18 protein-coding genes are annotated in these 17,111 nt (G+C 60.8%); 11 read left to right on the top strand and 7 right to left on the bottom strand.

Going from position 1 to position 17,111, the window contains the following annotated elements; translation table 11 throughout:
* On the bottom strand, nucleotides 1-1,651 hold a 1,651-nt coding region (locus DYI22_RS10780; RefSeq protein WP_213478041.1), incomplete at its 3' end, for an NADPH-dependent 2,4-dienoyl-CoA reductase.
* Nucleotides 1,652-2,058: 407 nt separating this feature from the next.
* Between DYI22_RS10780 and DYI22_RS10775 the strand changes: the two genes are divergently transcribed.
* From DYI22_RS10775 to DYI22_RS10740, 8 genes are all read left to right on the top strand, one after another.
* On the top strand, nucleotides 2,059-4,860 hold the full coding sequence (locus DYI22_RS10775) for a monovalent cation/H+ antiporter subunit A (protein ID WP_213478040.1): 2,802 nt from the start codon (nucleotides 2,059-2,061) through the stop codon (nucleotides 4,858-4,860).
* The gene (locus tag DYI22_RS10770) at nucleotides 4,860-5,228 is read left to right on the top strand and encodes a Na+/H+ antiporter subunit C (RefSeq protein ID WP_213478039.1); all 369 of its coding nucleotides are present in this window, start codon (nucleotides 4,860-4,862) and stop codon (nucleotides 5,226-5,228) included. Before DYI22_RS10775 ends, DYI22_RS10770 begins: the two co-directional genes overlap by 1 nt.
* Nucleotides 5,225-6,742: a monovalent cation/H+ antiporter subunit D gene (locus DYI22_RS10765; RefSeq protein ID WP_213478038.1), complete on the top strand. Its 1,518-nt coding sequence runs from the start codon at nucleotides 5,225-5,227 to the stop codon at nucleotides 6,740-6,742. Before DYI22_RS10770 ends, DYI22_RS10765 begins: the two co-directional genes overlap by 4 nt.
* Nucleotides 6,742-7,230, top strand: a complete 489-nt coding sequence (locus DYI22_RS10760; protein WP_213478036.1) for a Na+/H+ antiporter subunit E — start codon at nucleotides 6,742-6,744, stop codon at nucleotides 7,228-7,230. Before DYI22_RS10765 ends, DYI22_RS10760 begins: the two co-directional genes overlap by 1 nt.
* Nucleotides 7,227-7,496: a K+/H+ antiporter subunit F gene (locus DYI22_RS10755; protein WP_213478035.1), complete on the top strand. Its 270-nt coding sequence runs from the start codon at nucleotides 7,227-7,229 to the stop codon at nucleotides 7,494-7,496. Before DYI22_RS10760 ends, DYI22_RS10755 begins: the two co-directional genes overlap by 4 nt.
* A gap of 39 nt (nucleotides 7,497-7,535) precedes the next feature.
* Entirely contained in the window at nucleotides 7,536-7,868 is a 333-nt protein-coding gene (locus DYI22_RS10750; RefSeq protein ID WP_213478034.1) for a Na+/H+ antiporter subunit G, read from the top strand.
* Between the two features lie 80 nt (nucleotides 7,869-7,948).
* Entirely contained in the window at nucleotides 7,949-8,230 is a 282-nt protein-coding gene (locus tag DYI22_RS10745; protein ID WP_064228261.1) for a pyrimidine/purine nucleoside phosphorylase, read from the top strand.
* A 159-nt stretch (nucleotides 8,231-8,389) separates the two neighbouring features.
* Complete coding sequence (locus DYI22_RS10740; RefSeq protein ID WP_213478033.1) at nucleotides 8,390-10,033, top strand: fatty acid--CoA ligase; 1,644 nt, start codon at nucleotides 8,390-8,392, stop codon at nucleotides 10,031-10,033.
* A 51-nt stretch (nucleotides 10,034-10,084) separates the two neighbouring features.
* On the opposite strand, the gene DYI22_RS10735 is transcribed toward DYI22_RS10740, so the two are convergent.
* The 4 genes from DYI22_RS10735 to DYI22_RS10720 all read right to left on the bottom strand — a co-directional run bounded on the left by DYI22_RS10735 (nucleotide 10,085) and on the right by DYI22_RS10720 (nucleotide 13,051).
* Nucleotides 10,085-11,338, bottom strand: a complete 1,254-nt coding sequence (locus DYI22_RS10735) for a D-amino acid dehydrogenase (RefSeq protein WP_213478032.1) — start codon at nucleotides 11,336-11,338, stop codon at nucleotides 10,085-10,087.
* Between the two features lie 86 nt (nucleotides 11,339-11,424).
* Nucleotides 11,425-11,781 (bottom strand): translation initiation factor Sui1, encoded by a 357-nt coding sequence (locus DYI22_RS10730; protein ID WP_213478031.1) that lies wholly within the window; start codon nucleotides 11,779-11,781, stop codon nucleotides 11,425-11,427.
* A gap of 55 nt (nucleotides 11,782-11,836) precedes the next feature.
* Nucleotides 11,837-12,367, bottom strand: a complete 531-nt coding sequence (locus tag DYI22_RS10725; RefSeq protein WP_213478052.1) for a DUF4136 domain-containing protein — start codon at nucleotides 12,365-12,367, stop codon at nucleotides 11,837-11,839.
* A gap of 78 nt (nucleotides 12,368-12,445) precedes the next feature.
* Nucleotides 12,446-13,051 carry a YigZ family protein gene (locus DYI22_RS10720; RefSeq protein ID WP_213478030.1) on the bottom strand — a complete coding sequence of 202 codons (606 nt, stop codon included), beginning with the start codon at nucleotides 13,049-13,051 and terminating at the stop codon, nucleotides 12,446-12,448.
* Nucleotides 13,052-13,086: 35 nt separating this feature from the next.
* Between DYI22_RS10720 and DYI22_RS10715 the strand changes: the two genes are divergently transcribed.
* The gene (locus tag DYI22_RS10715; protein ID WP_213478029.1) at nucleotides 13,087-13,296 is read left to right on the top strand and encodes a hypothetical protein; all 210 of its coding nucleotides are present in this window, start codon (nucleotides 13,087-13,089) and stop codon (nucleotides 13,294-13,296) included.
* On the opposite strand, the gene DYI22_RS10710 is transcribed toward DYI22_RS10715, so the two are convergent.
* Nucleotides 13,243-14,565 (bottom strand): sensor histidine kinase, encoded by a 1,323-nt coding sequence (locus DYI22_RS10710; protein ID WP_213478028.1) that lies wholly within the window; start codon nucleotides 14,563-14,565, stop codon nucleotides 13,243-13,245. The genes DYI22_RS10715 and DYI22_RS10710 overlap by 54 nt on opposite strands.
* Nucleotides 14,562-15,248 carry a response regulator transcription factor gene (locus tag DYI22_RS10705; protein ID WP_213478027.1) on the bottom strand — a complete coding sequence of 229 codons (687 nt, stop codon included), beginning with the start codon at nucleotides 15,246-15,248 and terminating at the stop codon, nucleotides 14,562-14,564. Before DYI22_RS10705 ends, DYI22_RS10710 begins: the two co-directional genes overlap by 4 nt.
* Nucleotides 15,249-15,431: 183 nt before the next feature.
* On the opposite strand from DYI22_RS10705, the gene DYI22_RS10700 reads away from it, so the two are divergent.
* Nucleotides 15,432-15,803, top strand: a complete 372-nt coding sequence (locus tag DYI22_RS10700; RefSeq protein ID WP_213478026.1) for a hypothetical protein — start codon at nucleotides 15,432-15,434, stop codon at nucleotides 15,801-15,803.
* 56 nt (nucleotides 15,804-15,859) lie between these two features.
* Nucleotides 15,860-17,026, top strand: coding sequence for a GNAT family N-acetyltransferase (locus tag DYI22_RS10695; RefSeq protein ID WP_213478024.1), 1,167 nt, complete (start codon nucleotides 15,860-15,862; stop codon nucleotides 17,024-17,026).
* Nucleotides 17,027-17,111 lie beyond the last annotated feature (85 nt).

Raw genomic sequence — 17,111 nt, 5'->3', positions numbered from 1 at the left:
CTCCCGCCCCCTCGAAGTCGGGGTTCACACCCCACTCCGCCTGCCAGTCTGCGACGCTGACCTGTTCGCCTTCCGGGTGGTGGCCGAAGTCGTGAGTGAGGAACTCGCTGACATCGAAACCGATACCGCCGGCGCCGATCACCGCCACGCTCTGCCCTACCGGCTTGTTGTGCCGCAGAACGTCCAGGTAACCCAGCACCTTGGGATGGTCAATACCGTCGATCTTCGGGGTCCGCGGCTTGACGCCGGTGGCAATGATCACGTCATCAAAGCCCTGCTCCGCAAGCTCTGCAGCCTCAACGCGGGTATTGAGCCTGAGGTCGATCTCCAGCAGCTCGATCTGGCGCTGGAAATACCGCAGGGTTTCGTAGAATTCCTCCTTGCCGGGGATACGCTTGGCGTAGTTGAACTGGCCGCCGATCTTGTCGTCTGCCTCGAACAGGGTTACGCGATGGCCGCGTTTGGCCGCCGTGGTGGCCGCCGCAAGACCCGCCGGCCCGGCCCCGACCACCGCCACACGGCGGACCACGGGGGCAACCGTAAGCACCAGCTCGGTTTCATGGCAGGCCCGGGGATTCACCAGGCAGGACGCGCGTTTGGCCTGGAAGACATGATCCAGGCAGGCCTGGTTACAGGCGATGCAGGTGTTGATCTCGTCGGCACGGTCCTGTTCGGCCTTGCGCACGAACTCGCTGTCCGCCAGCAGGGGGCGCGCCATGGACACCATATCGGCCTTGCCGGCGGACAGTATCTCTTCGCCTTTCTCTGGTGTATTGATGCGGTTGGTGGTGCAGACCGGAATATCAACCTCGCCGTAGAACTTGGCCGTGACATCGGCAAAGCCGCCGCGGGGCACCGAAGTGACAATGGTGGGCACCCGGGCCTCGTGCCAGCCAATGCCGGTGTTGATGATGGTGGCACCGGCTTTTTCGATGGCCTTGCCGAGAGTCACGATCTGATCCCAGGTCTGACCGCCATCCACCAGATCCAGCATCGACAGCCGGTAGATGATGATGAATTCCGGACCCACGGCCTCACGCATTCTTCGTACGATCTCCACTGGCAGCCGCATCCGGTTCTCGTAGGGGCCGCCCCACTTGTCGGTGCGCTTGTTGGTGCGCTCGCACAGGAACTGGTTGATGAAATAGCCCTCTGAGCCCATCACCTCGACGCCATCGTAACCGGCAAACTTCGCCAGTTTCGCGGCATTGACGAAATCGTTGATCTGCCGTTCCACACCTTTGGCAGACAGCGCCCGTGCTTTGAACGGACTGATCGGGGCCTTGGTGGCGGATGCCGACACGATCAGTGGTTGATAGCCGTAGCGACCGGCGTGCAGTAACTGCAGGCAGATCTTGCCACCGGCCTCGTGCACCGCTCCGGTAACATGCCGGTGCAGCAGGGCGGTAGCACGGTTGTTCATGGTGGACGACAGTGGTGCCAGCTGACCGACCAGATTGGGAGAATAGCCGCCGGTGACCATGAGCCCCACCCCGCCTTCAGCCCGTTCGGCGAAATAGCGGGCGAACTTGTGCACATTCCAGAAGCGGTCTTCCAGACCGGTGTGCATGGATCCCATCAGTACCCGGTTCTTGAGTTCCGTAAAACCGAGATCAAGGGGTTTCAGCAGGTGAGGATAGGCTTGGCTCATAAAGGGGGCTCGCGCGGTTCTGTCGGAAACTGCAGATGGTACCACAGCCACCTGCGACCAAAGTACGACCCATAACGGACCAATAGAATTGATTAATGACCGGCTGACTTGACCTGCAGGGCCTGCCAAGTATCATCGGCTCTCGTGTCTTGCTAACGGAGCACCCATGACCGAGAGGTCCGACGTGTTACATCAACCCGGTTTTTTCCCGGCTACTGCCGATGTGCATCATCACCGGGGCCGTCTTCCGTATTTTCCTGACCCACCCCGTTTCTGCTGAACCTCCGTCGCTGTTCGCTCTTGCTGTGGGCTCACCCCAGCCGGTGCAGAACAAGTAACCGGAGTCTAAACTCAGGCAAAAATTGAAACTCCATCCATGAAAGAGAAAAACCAATAAAGAGGTTGCGATGTCGCTACCGCTGGTCGTTTTCCTGCCCTTTTTAGGGGCTTTGGCAGCTCCACTGTTCGCCCAGGGCGGACGCACGGCAATCGCGATTGCCGCTTCGGTGCCTGCCATCGTTGCCCTGGCAGCGCTGTACCCGCACTGGTCCACCCTGGCCGAAGGCGGCGTGATCCTGCACAGCTACCAATGGCTGCCGGCAGTGGGCCTGTCCTTCAGTTTCCGGCTTGACGGCCTCTCCCTGCTTTTTGCGCTGCTGATACTGGTCATTGGCCTGCTGATCATTCTCTACGCGCGCTACTATCTGAAAGCAAAAGAGAATGTCGGTAAGTTCTACGCCCTGCTGCTGTGCTTCATGGGCTCCATGCTCGGCATCGTGCTGTCCAGCAACCTGCTGCTGATGATGATCTTCTGGGAGCTGACCAGTCTGACCTCGTTCCTGTTGATCAGCTTCTGGACCCACAAACAGGATGCCCGCCGCGGGGCCCGCATGGCGCTCGCCGTGACCGGAGGCGGAGGCCTGGCGCTGCTCGCCGGTATCTTGATCATCGGCAACATTGTCGGCAGTTTCGAGCTTGACGATGTGCTGGCCGCGGGCGACCTGATCAAAGCCCACAGCCTGTATCCGGTTGCCCTGACCCTGGTTCTGCTCGGGGCCTTCACCAAGTCGGCCCAGTTTCCGTTTCATTTCTGGCTGCCCCACGCCATGCAGGCGCCCACACCGGTGTCGGCGTATCTGCACTCAGCGACCATGGTCAAAGCCGGCATTTTCCTGATGGCCCGGCTGTACCCGGCCCTGGCAGGCACGGAGCAATGGTTCTACATGGTCAGCTTCACCGGCATGGCCACACTGCTGATTGGCGCCTACGTCGCCATGTTCAAGCACGACCTGAAAGGCCTGTTGGCACACTCCACGGTCAGCCACCTGGGGCTGATCACCCTGCTGTTTGGCATGGGCACGCAACTGGCCGCCGTGGCCGCGGTGTTCCACGTGATCAACCACGCCATCTTCAAGGCATCGCTGTTTATGGCGGCCGGCATCATCGATCACGAAACCGGCACCCGGGACATGCGCCGCATCAACGGCCTGTGGCGCTACATGCCCCACACCGCCACGCTGGCCATGGTGGCGGCATCCTCCATGGCCGGGGTGCCGCTGCTCAATGGCTTCCTGAGCAAGGAAATGTTCTTCGCCGAATCGTTGCAGCTGAATCTGCCCGGCATCTGGGCCTGGCTGCCGCCACTGGTGGCCACGCTCGCCGGCATCTTTGCAGTGGCCTACTCGGCGCGGTTCATCCATGACGTGTTCTTTAACGGCAAGCCAGTGGATCTGCCGATCTATCCTCCCCACGAACCGCCCCGCTACATGAAGATTCCGGTGGAGATTCTGGTTTTCGCCTGCATTATGGTCGGCGTGTTCCCGGCACTGTCGGTGGGGCCTCTGCTTTACGCCGCGGCATCCGCCACCCTCGGCGGCACGGTGCCGGAGTATCACCTGGCGATCCTGCATGGCTTCAACCTGCCACTGATGATGAGCTTTGCGGCGTTCTTCGGCGGACTGCTGATGTACAGTCAGCGCCAACGCTTTTTCGATTTCCACGCCCGCTTCCGGGAAATTGACGAGAAGGCGGTATTCGAAGCGGCCATATCCCGGGTAGTCGCCCTGGCCAATCGGTTCACCGCCCGCATCGAGAACGGGTCACTGCAGCGCTACACCATGCTGTTGTTGCTCAGCGTTATCGCCGTGGCCATCGCCCCGCTGATGCAGCTGGGCATTTTTGTCGGTGAGAGCGGCCTGTCGCCGATAGACTGGCCGACGCTGGTGGGTATCGGCGTGCTGATAATCTGTGCGTTTGCTACGGCGGCCCTCCACCGTGAGCGCTTTTACGCCCTGGTACTGCTCAGTGTGGTCGGGCTGCTGGTCGCTCTGGGCTTTGCCCGCTTTTCCGCTCCTGACCTGGCGATGACCCAGCTGTCGGTGGAAGTGGTCACCATCGTTCTGCTGATGCTGGCTCTGTACTACATGCCGTCCTGGACACCGCTGGAAACCACCCCGTCTCGCCGCGTACGTGACATTGCCATCGCCCTGGCTGCCGGTGTCGGTATGACGGTCGTGACCCTTGCCATGCTGACGCAGCCGTTCACATCGATTTCGGAGTTCTTCCTGGAGAACAGCAAGCCGGGCGGCGGCGGCACCAACGTGGTCAACGTTATTCTGGTGGACTTCCGGGGCTTCGATACCCTGGGCGAAATTACCGTACTGGCCATCGCGGCACTGGGCATCTACGCCATGCTCAAAAATACCGCGCTGACACCTCCGCCGGGGGATGGCCAGGGCCATGCGTGGACCCGGGACGCTTACCCGCTGATGCTTCGCCAGATTGCCAGGCCGATGCTGCCGCTGGCGCTGATGGTGTCAGCCTACATTTTCCTGCGCGGGCACAACCTGCCCGGTGGCGGCTTCATCGCCGGTCTGATTACCGCCGTCGCGCTGATCCTCCAGTACATCGCCAGCGGCATGATCTGGACTCAGGACCGGGTTCCCTTCCGTTATCACAACGTGATCGGATTAGGCCTGCTGTTTGCCACCATCGCCGGTGCCGGCAGCTATGCCTTTGGTTATCCGTTCCTGACCAGTACTTTTGACTACATCAGCTGGCCCGTGGTCGGCAAATTCGAGGTCGCGTCCGCACTGGTGTTTGACCTTGGGGTTTACCTGACCGTGATCGGGGCCACGCTGCTGGCACTGGTCAGCATCGGGCGCCTGTCGCCCCACTCCGCCATCAAAAGCAAGAAGGAGGGCGCGTAATGGAACTGGCTTTCGCTCTGGCCATTGGCGCGTTGACCGCCTCGGGTGTCTATCTTCTGTTGCGGGCCCGCACCTTCCCGGTGGTCGTCGGGCTGACCCTGCTATCCTACGGCGTCAACCTGTTCCTGTTTTCATCGGGGCGGCTGGTAACCGGCGGGCAGCCTATCATCGGCAGCACAGCCGGCTATTCGGATCCGCTGCCCCAGGCCCTGGTACTCACCGCCATTGTGATCGGCTTTGCCATGACCGCGTTCGTGGTGGTCCTCGCCCTGCGCAATCTGGCGGACCACGAGGATGACCACGTTGACGGACGCCAGTCGTCCACCGCCCCGAAACCGAATGCGGACAAAGAGGTATCCGGTAAATGAATCATTGGCTGACCGCTCCCATTCTGATTCCGCTGCTGGGTGGTGTGCTGCAGGTGTTCATGGGATACGCGCCCATCAGCCTGCGCCGCACTCTCGCGCTGACCACCACCGTACTCACGCTTGCCGCGGCCGTCGTGCTGCTGGTGCTGGCCGATGACGGCAGCTACCGCGCCTATGCCTTCGGCAACTGGCAACCACCGTTCGGTATCGTGCTGGTACTGGACCGGCTTGCGGCGCTGATGCTGGTCATGACCGCTGCTCTGGCCCTGTTCTGCCACATCTATGCCCTCGGCGGCACGGATGAGGGCAATCGGCAGTTCCATGCCCTCTTCCTGTTCCAGTTGCTGGGCCTGAACATCGCCTTTCTGACTGGCGATCTGTTCAACCTGTTCGTCGCGTTCGAGGTTCTGTTGATCGCCTCCTACGGCTTGCTGATGCACGGTGGCGGCACCATCCGCAGTGTGCCCGGGCTGCATTACGTGGCGCTGAACCTGATCGGTTCGGCGGTCTTCCTGATCAGCGTCGGCATGATTTACAGCGTCACCGGTACCCTCAACATGGCTGATCTGGCGATCAAGGTGGCCGACGTCAACGAGGAGAACCTGCACATAGTCAAAGCCGGCGGCATGATGCTTCTGGTGGTGTTTGGCCTCAAGGCTGCGGTTCTGCCTCTGTGTTTCTGGCTGCCACGCGCCTACGCGACAGCTACTGCACCGGTGGCAGCGCTGTTTGCGGTCATGACCAAAGTCGGCATTTACGCCATCCTGCGAGTCTATTCCCTGGTGTTCGGTGATCAGGCCGGGGAACTGGCCGGGCTGGGCATGGACTGGCTGTTCCCGCTGGCGCTTATCACCCTGGCCATGGGCGTGATCGGCGCGCTCGGCTCCGAGAGCCTGAAAACGCTGGTGGCGTGGCAGGTGATTATCTCGGTCGGCACACTGTTGGCGGCGATGTCTCTGGGCTCGGTGGAGGGCACCTCGGCAGCGCTGTTCTATCTGCTCAACACCACCTGGGTGGTGGGCGGCCTGTTCCTGGTGGCCGATCTCATCAGCCGGCAGCGGGGAACGGCCACCGACAAGATCGTCACGGCGCCGCGGATGCGCAACCGTACCTTCCTCAGCATCCTGTTCCTGATGGGAGCGGTCGCCGCCGCGGGCCTGCCGCCGCTGAGCGGATTCTTCTCCAAGCTGCTGATTCTTCAGGCAGTGACGCCCGGCCCGCAAATGGCCTGGCTGTGGTCGGTGATCCTGATCGGCGGCTTCTTTACCCTCATCGCTTACAGTCGCGCCGGCAGCATTGTGTTCTGGAGAAACGTTGAGGGGCACATTGAGGATCCGGGCAGACTCAGCGCCCGAGTTTCCATCTCCGCCGGCGCGCTGGTAGGCCTGAGCGTGGTGATTGTGGCTCTCGCCGGCCCGATCACCCGCTACACCGATGCGACAGCCGCCCAGCTCCACGACAGCAGCGCCTATATTGGTATTCTGCAGACACCCATGGTCGGGGAGGAAGAATAATGCTTGATCGTCTGAATTTCCCTCAACCGTGGCTGAGCCTGCTTCTGTTCACCATCTGGCAGTTCCTGAGTGACGGCATCTCCGGTGCCAGTGTGGTGATGGGGATTATCCTGGCGTGGCTGATCCCCCAGATCACCCAGGGATTCTGGCCGGAGCGGCCCGCATTCATCCATGCCTGGCGGATGCCCTTTTATCTGCTGCGAGTGCTGGGAGACATTGTCATCGCAAGCTTCTCCGTTGCGCGGCTGATCCTGAGCACCCGCAAACCGGAGCCGATGTTCGTCTGCTACCCGCTCGAACTGGAACATCCACTGGCTATTTCCATCCTCGCCAGCACAATTTCACTGACGCCCGGCACCGTGAGCGCCGATGTCAGTGACGACAACAAAATACTGCTGATTCACGCCCTGGACGTAAACAACGAGCAAGAGGTCATCGACGCCATCAGGACCCGCTACGAGAAGCCCTTGCTGGAGATGTTCAAATGATCACAATTGCCCTGTACATAACCCTGGCTATGGTGGTTCTGGCGGCGCTACTGAATGTGTACCGTCTGATCCGCGGACCCGATGCACCGGACCGGGTGCTGGCGCTCGACACGCTGTACATCAATGCCATTGCACTGATCATACTGCTCGGCCTTGCGCTGGGCACACGGCTTTATCTGGAGGCCGCTCTGCTGATCGCGGTGATGGGCTTTGTCGGAACCGTGGCCATGGCCAAGTACCTCAAACGGGGCAGCGTCATTGAATAATTCACTGAACTTATCACAGCTCGACGGAGGATACCGGCCATGAGCGAGATCGCCGAATACGTCATCGCGGCCCTGTTGCTGATTGGGGGTGGGTTCACCCTCATTGGCGCTATCGGGCTGGCCCGGCTGCCGGATTTCTTTACCCGCCTGCATGGACCGACCAAGGCCACCACCGTCGGCGTCGGCGCCATCATGCTGGCATCGGTGGTTTATTTCAGCGTGAGCCACGACGGTATCGGGATATCCGAAATCCTGATTACCGTGTTCCTGTTCATGACAGCTCCGGTGAGTGCCAACATACTGGCCAAGGCGGCGATGCACATTGGCGTAAAGCCCATGGACGGAACCCGGGGCAACCCCTGGGAGCAGTAGGCCTCTGCAAAAAAATGTCATTGGCCAGACAGAAAATTGCCGTATAGTGGGCGCCCAAACTGACTCAAGGAGCCAAAATCATGCTGAAAGTGAACGAATACTTCGACGGCAAGGCAAAATCCATCGCGTTCCAGACCTCTACTCTTCCCGCCACCGTGGGCGTTATCAGCCCGGGCGAATATGAGTTCGGCACCAGCAAGAAGGAAACCATGACGGTGATCAGCGGCGCACTGACCGTTTTGTTGCCCGGCATGGAAGAATGGATGACCTACGGTGCCGGCGAGAGCTTTGATGTAGCCGGCCAGGCAAGCTTCAAGGCCAAAACCGACATCGACACGGCTTACCTCTGCACTTACGAGTAACCGAGCCCCACACTGAACCGCAGAGCGAAACCGGCTCACCGTAACACCCGATTCGCTCTGTGTTTTTACCCTTTCCCAGGTTTCCGTTTTCCGCGAAGTGTGTCAGATTTACCTCTGTTTCTCGTATAACATCAACAACTGAGAAAGAGGTATCGAGCAATGGCACAGACCCGCATTCTCCCGCCGGCGGACAACGCCCATCAGTATCCGCTGCTGATCAAACAACTGCTGCTGTCCGGCCCCAGGTACTCTCCGGACCAGGAAATCGTGTACGCCAATCGCAGCAAATACACCTACACCGATCTGGTGGAACGCATTCATCGCCTCGCCAATGCCCTCACTGACGCTGGTGTAAAGCCCGGCGACACCGTGGCAGTGATGGACTGGGACACCCCTCGTTACCTGGAATGCTTTTTTGCCGTGCCAATGATCGGCGCGGTCCTGCACACCATCAACGTGCGCCTCTCGCCCGAGCAGATTGTCTACACCATGAACCACGCCGAAGACGATGTGGTGTTGGTCCATGATGACTTCCTGCCCATTCTGGAAGGCGTCCGCAATGAGATAAAAACAGTCAAAAGCTACATTCAGCTGACCGACGAGAAGTCGGCGAAGGCCACAGACCTCCAGACCGCCGGCGAATACGAAGCCATGCTGGCCAGCGCCAGTACCGAGTTTGATTTCCCGGATTTTGACGAGAACAGTGTGGCCACCACGTTCTACACCACCGGCACCACCGGCAACCCCAAGGGCGTGTTTTTCAGCCACCGTCAGCTGGTGCTGCATACCCTGGCCATGACCGGTTCGCTGTCGGCGTATGATGAAATGCCGTTGCTGCGCTCCTCGACGGTGTACATGCCGGTCACACCCATGTTCCACGTGCACGCCTGGGGTGTGCCCTACGCCGCCACCATGCTGGGTATCAAACAGGTCTATCCCGGCCGCTATGAACCGGAGCTGCTGGTAGATCTGCTCAAGGAACACAAGGTATCTTTCTCACACTGCGTACCCACCATCATGCAGATGATGATGGGTACCGAGTCCATCAAGACGGCGGATCTCAGCAACTGGCATGTGCTGATCGGCGGCAGTGCGCTCACCAAAGGCCTGTGTGATGCCGGAGCCAAACTGGGCATCCGCATGTACACCGGCTACGGCATGTCGGAAACCTGCCCCCTGCTCTCAACCACTCACCTCACGCCGGAAGATCTGGAGCTGCCCCTGGAGCAACAGACCGCCAAGCGGGTAAAAACCGGTATCGCCGTGCCCATGACCGAGCTGGAAATCGTGGATCCGTCCGGACATCCGGTCGCCCATGATGGCGAAGCCAAAGGTGAAGTGGTCGCCCGGGCCCCCTGGCTCACCCAGAGCTACTTCAAGGAGCCGGAGAAAGGCGAGGAACTGTGGCAGGGCGGCTGGCTGCACACCGGTGACGTGGCCAGCCTGGAGCCCGACAACACGCTGGTGATCAAGGACCGCATCAAGGACGTGATCAAGACCGGCGGCGAGTGGCTGTCGTCACTGGACCTGGAGAATCTGATCAGTCAGCACACCGCCGTTGCCGGTGCCGCCGTGGTGGGGGTTCCGGACGAAAAGTGGGGCGAGCGCCCGCACGCGCTGGTGACACTGAAACCGGGCGAAGAGGCGACACTGGAGGACATCCAGGCGCATCTGAAACAGTTCGTGGAATCCGGCGAAATCAACAAGTGGGCCATTCCCGAGCAAATCGACTTCGTGGACGATATCCCGAAAACCAGCGTGGGCAAGATCAACAAGAAACTGATCCGCGACCAGCTCAACTGATCGAACCCGCGCTCAACCAGAAAGGCCCGGCCATCCGCCGGGCCTTTCTGGTTACAGACCGCAGAAGGTAAAATCCACCGCCGGCGTGCGGCCGGAAATGATATCGGTAATGGCCGCGGCCGAGCCGCAGGAGTGGGTCCAGCCCAGCGTGCCGTGACCGGTGTTCAGATACAGATTGCCGAAATGACTCTTGCCGATGTACGGCACGTTCGACGGCGTGGCCGGTCGCAGACCGCTCCAGAATTCCGCCTGGTCCCAGTGCGCGGCCTCCGGCATGATTTCCGCAGTGCGGCGCACGATGGCGCGACAGCGGGTGTAGTCCAGGTTGCGGCTGTAGCCATTGAGCTCCGCCGTGCCGGCCACCCGGATACGGTCTCCCAGGCGCGAATACACCAGCTTGTATTCATCGTCAGTCAGGCTGACGTTGAAGGCCGCGTCGGCGTTCTTCACCGGCACGGTAATCGAGTACCCTTTGGCCGGATAGATATTCAGGAACAGGCCCAGACGGCGCGCCAGAATCGCGCTGAAACTGCCCAGGCACAGTACATAAGCATCGGCCCGCAGGGTTTCATGTTTGCCCGCCTGCAGGGTCTGTACGCCCAGAATACGGTCACGGGTTCGCTCAAAGCCCAGCACGTCGGTGCCATACGAAAACGCCACACCGGCCTTCTCAGCCTTTTCCGCCAGCCCCTGGGTGAACTTTCGGGCGTCACCCGACTCGTCCTCCGAGGTGTAGGTGGCCCCGGCAATCCGCTCGCGGATCGGGGCCAGGGCCGGTTCCAGCTCAACCGCACGCGCGGCGTCAATGACCTGCCGGTCGCAACCAAGGTCACGCATCAGCCGCGCCGGCTCAAGGGCGGCATCGAATTCACTGGGATTGGTGTAAAAATGCAGTATGCCCTTCGTCAGATGATCGTATTCGATCCCCGTATCCTTTCGAACTTCCTGCAGTTGGGCGCGGCTGTAGGTGCCCAGGTTCACCATCTGGCGAATGTTGAAAGCGGCCCGCGCAGACGTACATTCCCTGAGGAACGCGAGCCCCCAGCGCCATTGGGCCGGGTCCATACGTGGCCGGAACAGCAGCGGCGCATCTGGCCGCGCAAGCCACCGCAGAACTTTCAGCGGCGCAGATGGATTGGCCCAGGGTTCGGCGTGGGAAACGGAGACCTGGCCACCGTTGGCGTAGCTGGTTTCCAGGCCGGCCTTGCTCTGGCGATCAACCACGGTGACGTCATGCCCCTGCCTGCGCAAAAACCACGCGGTGGTGACGCCAACAACACCTGCTCCCAGGACCATTACGTGCATTCTTATCCTCCGCTTAAGGTTTGCCCATCCGGGCGCGCTGAATCGGCTCAGTATATCGCCGTTAGCCGGTCCGGCGACCTAGACCATCAGCCACCGGCCCTCTTGACGGTCCAGCCTTTGGCCTGAAGCAGAGGCACGAGGATATCGCGCTGGTCCCCCTGAATTTCCACCACACCATCCTTAACGGTGCCGCCAGTGCCGCATTTTGCCTTGAGCACCTTGGCAAACGCCTTCAGCTCTTTCTCCGCCAGCGGGATGCCGGTAACCAGAGTGACACCCTTGCCTTTATGGCCTTTGGTTTCGCGACTGACACGCACAATGCCATCACCGGAGGGCGGGGAGGACTGACCGCAGACGCAGTCAGCCACAGGGTTGCGGCAATCCGGGCACATACGGCCCTGTTCCGTTGAAAAGACCAGACCGCCGGCGGATCTCGACTTCATGATTACTCCGAATCTGCTGAGTTACGTCAGGTTCCCGATGCTCTGGCCGGGGCCCCTAATCCAGCCCCGGAGGGTACTTGGAAAACATGTCCGCGACCACTTCGTCGATCAGCTCACGACGATGCTCCGGAGACTGGTCTTCGTTGAGATAACGCCGGCTGGCGGCACGCCAGACCACTTTTTCGGTCCCGGCATCAACGAGTTCGACTACCAGCTTGCCCTCCTGAATTTCACGAACGGGCGGTGCACTGGCCAGTCCCCAGCCGAAATTGCCGCGGCCAATACCAAAACCAAGACCCACGCCGGAACTCTCGAGCCGCTCCTCTTCAACCACTTCCCAGGTCACCAGCAGGTCAGCCTCTCCGGCGCTGACCTTGTTCATCGCCTTACGGTTGAGCTCACGTTCCACCGCCGCGCGCACGCGGCTGCCGTCCAGTGACTGGAACGCGGAGTCGTCACCGCGCCTGTCGGCAAACGCCCAGCTGGTGTAGTTGCCGAATACGGCCCCGGAATCGTAGTCGGTTACCGACTTGCTGGCGCATCCGGCCAGCAGGAGCATCATCAGGGATGCTATCGCCACGCGCATTGTCATAGTGCACCTCATCTCGTGTTGCTTTCCTTCAGTATACGCACTCCACACGCCCCCCGATGTAGCGAGGGTTCCCTACCTGTCGAAACGGTAATCGAGCTTCTGCGCCTCACAGAATTCCACCAGAGCGGCATTGCTGTCTGACGGCAGCCGCACTCGCATGACAACCCCGGCGCCGTAGTCGACCGACTCCACCGAGGCTCCGTGAGTATCACACCAGTGGCGCAGGGGCTGCTCATCCGCAAAGCCCATGGTGACATCCACCATTTCCATCGGCTGCTGCACCAGCCGCCCCACCGCAGACAACACACTCTCGGCGGCTCCGGCATAAGCGCGGACCAGACCACCTGCGCCGAGCTTGGTTCCGCCAAAATAGCGAATGACCATGACCAGTACGTCACCCATATCCTTGTGCTGGATCACGCCGAGAATCGGTTTGCCGGCGGTACCCGATGGCTCACCATCGTCGTTCATTGCCGCCTCTGCAGCGGAACCCGGGCGCCCCAGCTGATATGCCCAACAGATGTGACGCGCGTCCGGATGGTCACGGTGAGCCCGGTCCAGCCATTCCCTGACCTCGTCGCGGCTGGTGACGTGGGCAATACGGGCAATAAACCGGCTTTTCTTTATCTCCGTCTCCCGCTCGAGGTATTCTGACGGCACCGGGTAAGTTTTACTCATGTTCTCGCTCTCTGGCACACCGAGGAACCTCCGTCGTGGATAACGAAGACGATACCTTCCCAGCCGGTACCGCGCGCCCCGCTCAGATCAGAAAAGCGGGCTGCGGCATCCGCTATGACGACGGCGAGCTCGAAGGTGTCGATTTCTCCAAAGCCGGCGACCTGAGGCCGGGCAATCCGGAGGCAGGCCATTCAGCCAACGTCAGTGAAGACCGGAAGGCGGACGGTCACCCGAAGCCCGCCTGATGCGCCGATCTCCGCCCCGATAGCCCCATCGTGGGCCGCCACTATGTCCCGCGCGATCGCCAACCCGAGCCCCCACCCTGTGCCACCGCGTGACTTGTCTGCGCGGTAGAACGGCTCGAACAGGTGGGGCAGCACCTCCGGGGGCACGCCTGGGCCTTCGTCGTCGATGATCGTCACCAGCTCGCCATCGGCTTTTTTCATACGGATGTGGATCGCTCGCCCCGGGCTGGTGTGATCCAGGGCGTTCTGCACGATATTATCAAATGCCCGCTGCAGCAGCTCCTGGTCACCCAGAACCGTCACCCCGGGACAGTCGGAGTCTATCGTGAGCTGGCAATCCACCCCCCGGTGTTTCGCGTACTCGGCGGCGTCCTGAAGCACGTCGTTAATCACACCCACTGGTTGGATCGCCTCGCGGGGGATATCACGGCCTTCCTCGGATACCCGGTAGAGCGAGAGAATCTGCGAGGTCATGGCTTCCAGGCGCTCGTTCTGCCTGAGAATACTGGCCATCAGGTCATCATCCATACTGCTTTCGCTGGCCAGCTCAATCGCGATGCGCTGGCGCGTCAGTGGCGTACGCAGGTCGTGGGAAATATCCCGTAGCAGATGATTCTGTCGTTCCAGAAGGCTACACAGCTGTTCGGTCATGGCGTTGAAGGCGGAAGCCAGGTGACCCACCTCGTCGCGACGGCTGGCAATGCGTTCGCTGACCCGCAGCTGGGTCTTGCCACCGGCGATATCCCTCGCGGTGGTTTCCATGTGCCGGAGCGGGCGCGAGACCAGCCGCGCAATCCACCAACAGGCCAGGGTGATCAGCACGAAGGCCAGCGTCATCTCCAATACCCGGAAAAAACGCGGGTCCAGCCAGCCCTCGCCATCCATACGCGGCCAGGCGACCAGACGATAGCCTTCGGCTACCTCGATGAGCGCCGGGCGCTGGCGATACCAGCCCGATTCAAGTCGTTCGCGAATTGGTGCCGGCAAACGACCGTCCTGCCCGTCAGCTTCGACCAGAATAAGGTGCAACTCCAACCGTTCGCCCTGCCCCCTGAGAAAACGCCAGGCCGCGCCACGTCCGTCACTCTGGCGCACCGCCAGGGCTTCCAGCCCCAGCTCCCTCAGACCGACCTGCCGTTCGATGGAGGCACGCTCACGGTCCATCAGTGCCCGGGTCGCCACATTGCTGATCAGCATGGTAATGGCCATGGCCAGCCAGATAGACAGAAAAATCCGCCAGAACAGGGGGAATACCAGGCGCCGGGTCATACCGGCACCCGATAGCTGTAACCCAGCCCGCGCACGGTCTCGATGCGTGGGGGATCGTCATTACCAAGCTTCTTGCGAAGATTGCTGATGTGCATATCGAGCGTCCGGTCATGGGCCTCGAGCCGCCGCCCCAACGCCCACTGCATCAGGTCGGTCTTGCGGACCACGCTGCCGGCATGGGCCAGCAGCACCTGCAACACCTCGTATTCCGTGGCAGTGAGCTCTAGTGCCTGGTCACTCTGGTAGATACGACGATGGGCCGGCTCGACCCGCAGATCGCCGTAGACCCGCGATGCATCCACGTCCACCGCCTGATCCCAGGCAATGCGGCGCAACAGCGCCTGCAGACGGGCAACAAGTTCGCGCGGGTTGCAGGGCTTGGGTATGTAATCATCCGCACCTACCTCAAAACCGACGATTCGATCGGTTTCATCGCCACGGGCGGTGAGCAGGACCACCGGAAGGTGGGTTTCGGCCCGCAGCGCACGCAGCACGTCCAGGCCGCTGATATCCGGCAGCATGATATCCAGCACCACAATGTCACAGTTCTGGCCGCGGGCCAGGGACAGCCCGTCGTTGCCGGTTGCGGCCTCCCGCACGCTGAAGCCCTGACCGGTCAGATAGCGGGCCAGTAACTGCCGCAGCTCATCGTCGTCTTCAACCAGCAATACCCTGTTCTGCATGCCCATCCTCCCAATTGGTTCGGCCAGTCTAACACGTTGGCCTGCGGTGTCTTTTTGCGGCGATTTTCCTTTGCATAACCTTTACACGGCGCTGACACCGGCTGACGGGTTTGTTCGCTAGCATAGCTGTCACTGTCACGGAACAGCTGCGGCTGCTCCACCAACCAGCATGAGGAACTAACCATGATCAAGCGTCAAACATCCCGTTTTCTGGCCAGCGCCGCGTTGTCCGCTGCGCTGCTTGCCAGCCCATTGGCGGTCGCGGGTAACCATGGAGACAAACAGGGCGGTCACCACGGCAAGCACAACCTCGCAGAGATGTGTGAACAGATGCGCGAAGGCAGCGGCAAGTTCAGCCCGGAGAACCGCGAAGCCTGGAAGCAGAAATACCAGGCCAGGATGGAAAAACGCCACGCCGAGATCGCCGACCGCCTCAAACTGACCGACGAACAGCGGGAGATCTGGGACGAGATTCAGCAGGAACGAAACGAGAAGCGCGCGGCGAAGATGGAAAAGTGGCAGCAGAAAATGCAGGAACGTTGCGCGGATCAGTGATCAGATACCGGGTTCTGGCGTATGGTATCGGGAAACCTCCAGGAGACTGACCGACCATGGCCGAACCCGGCTCCCCGATTCCCTCCGTCCGCTTCTGTGCATCAATCAATGAGGTCGCGGAGGCGGACTGGGACGCATTCTGCCCCGGCTCTTACCCGTTTCTGAAGCACCGGTTTCTGCGTGCACTGGAAGCCAGCGGCTGTACCAGCGCCGAGACCGGATGGACTCCTGCGCACCTGACGTTCTGGCTGAACGGCAAGCTGGCGGGGGTCGCGCCCGCGTGGCTGAAAAGCCATTCCATGGGCGAATACGTGTTCGACTGGAGCTGGGCGGACGCCTATCAGCGCTACGGCGAAGACTATTATCCCAAGCTGTTGATCGCCGTGCCGTTCACTCCCTGCCAGGGGCCGCGACTGCTGTTGAGCGACACCCTGCGCCACGCGCTGACGCCAGCAATGCTCGAGAACCTGCTGGACACTGCCTGTGAAACCCTTGGCGCCCACACCTGGCATTTGCTGTTCCCCAATGGTGACGACCAGCAACTGCTCGATCACACTCGTGCACTGCACCGGCTCGGTTGCCAGTTCCACTGGCACAACCGGGGGTACCGGGCGTTCGATGACTTCCTCGCGGAGCTCACCTCCCGCAAACGCAAATCCATTCGCAAGGAGCGGCGGCAGGTCGCCGAATCCGGCGTGGCCTTCCTGCGATTCAACGGCACAGGTATGCCCGATTCGGTGTTGTCCGCGTTCTACGTGTTCTACCAGGCCACCTATCTGAAGCGAGGGCAGCGCCCGTACCTCAACGAACGTTTTTTCCGCCAGCTTTGCAGGGACATGCCGGAACAACTGCACCTGGTGATGGCGATCAGGGGCGACACCATGATTGCCGGGGCGCTCTTCCTGGCCAGTGATGACACGCTTTACGGTCGCTATTGGGGCTGTCTGGAGGAGTACGATTTCCTGCACTTTGAAACCTGTTACTACCAGGGCATAGAACTGGCCATCGATCTGGGCCTGGCCACCTTCGACGCCGGAGCCCAGGGCGAACACAAGCTGATACGCGGCTTTGAGCCAGTGCTCACCCATTCCTGGCATGGTGTTCGTCATCCGGGATTCCGCGCGGCGATTGAACGATTTACCCGGGAGGAGGCCAGCCATGTGCGGGACTATTTCGAAGACGCAAAAGACGCACTGCCCTTCCGGCAGACGAAAACCGGTTAATATCTATACTGTCTTGTAATAACCTGATCGGGGATTACCTGATACTTTCGCCACTCCAGATTCAGGCAACGGACCAGAGCGATAC

The organism is Marinobacter lipolyticus, from assembly GCF_018424605.1.
Lineage (GTDB): Bacteria > Pseudomonadota > Gammaproteobacteria > Pseudomonadales > Oleiphilaceae > Marinobacter > Marinobacter lipolyticus_B.
This window is presented reverse-complemented; position numbering and strand designations above follow the sequence as displayed.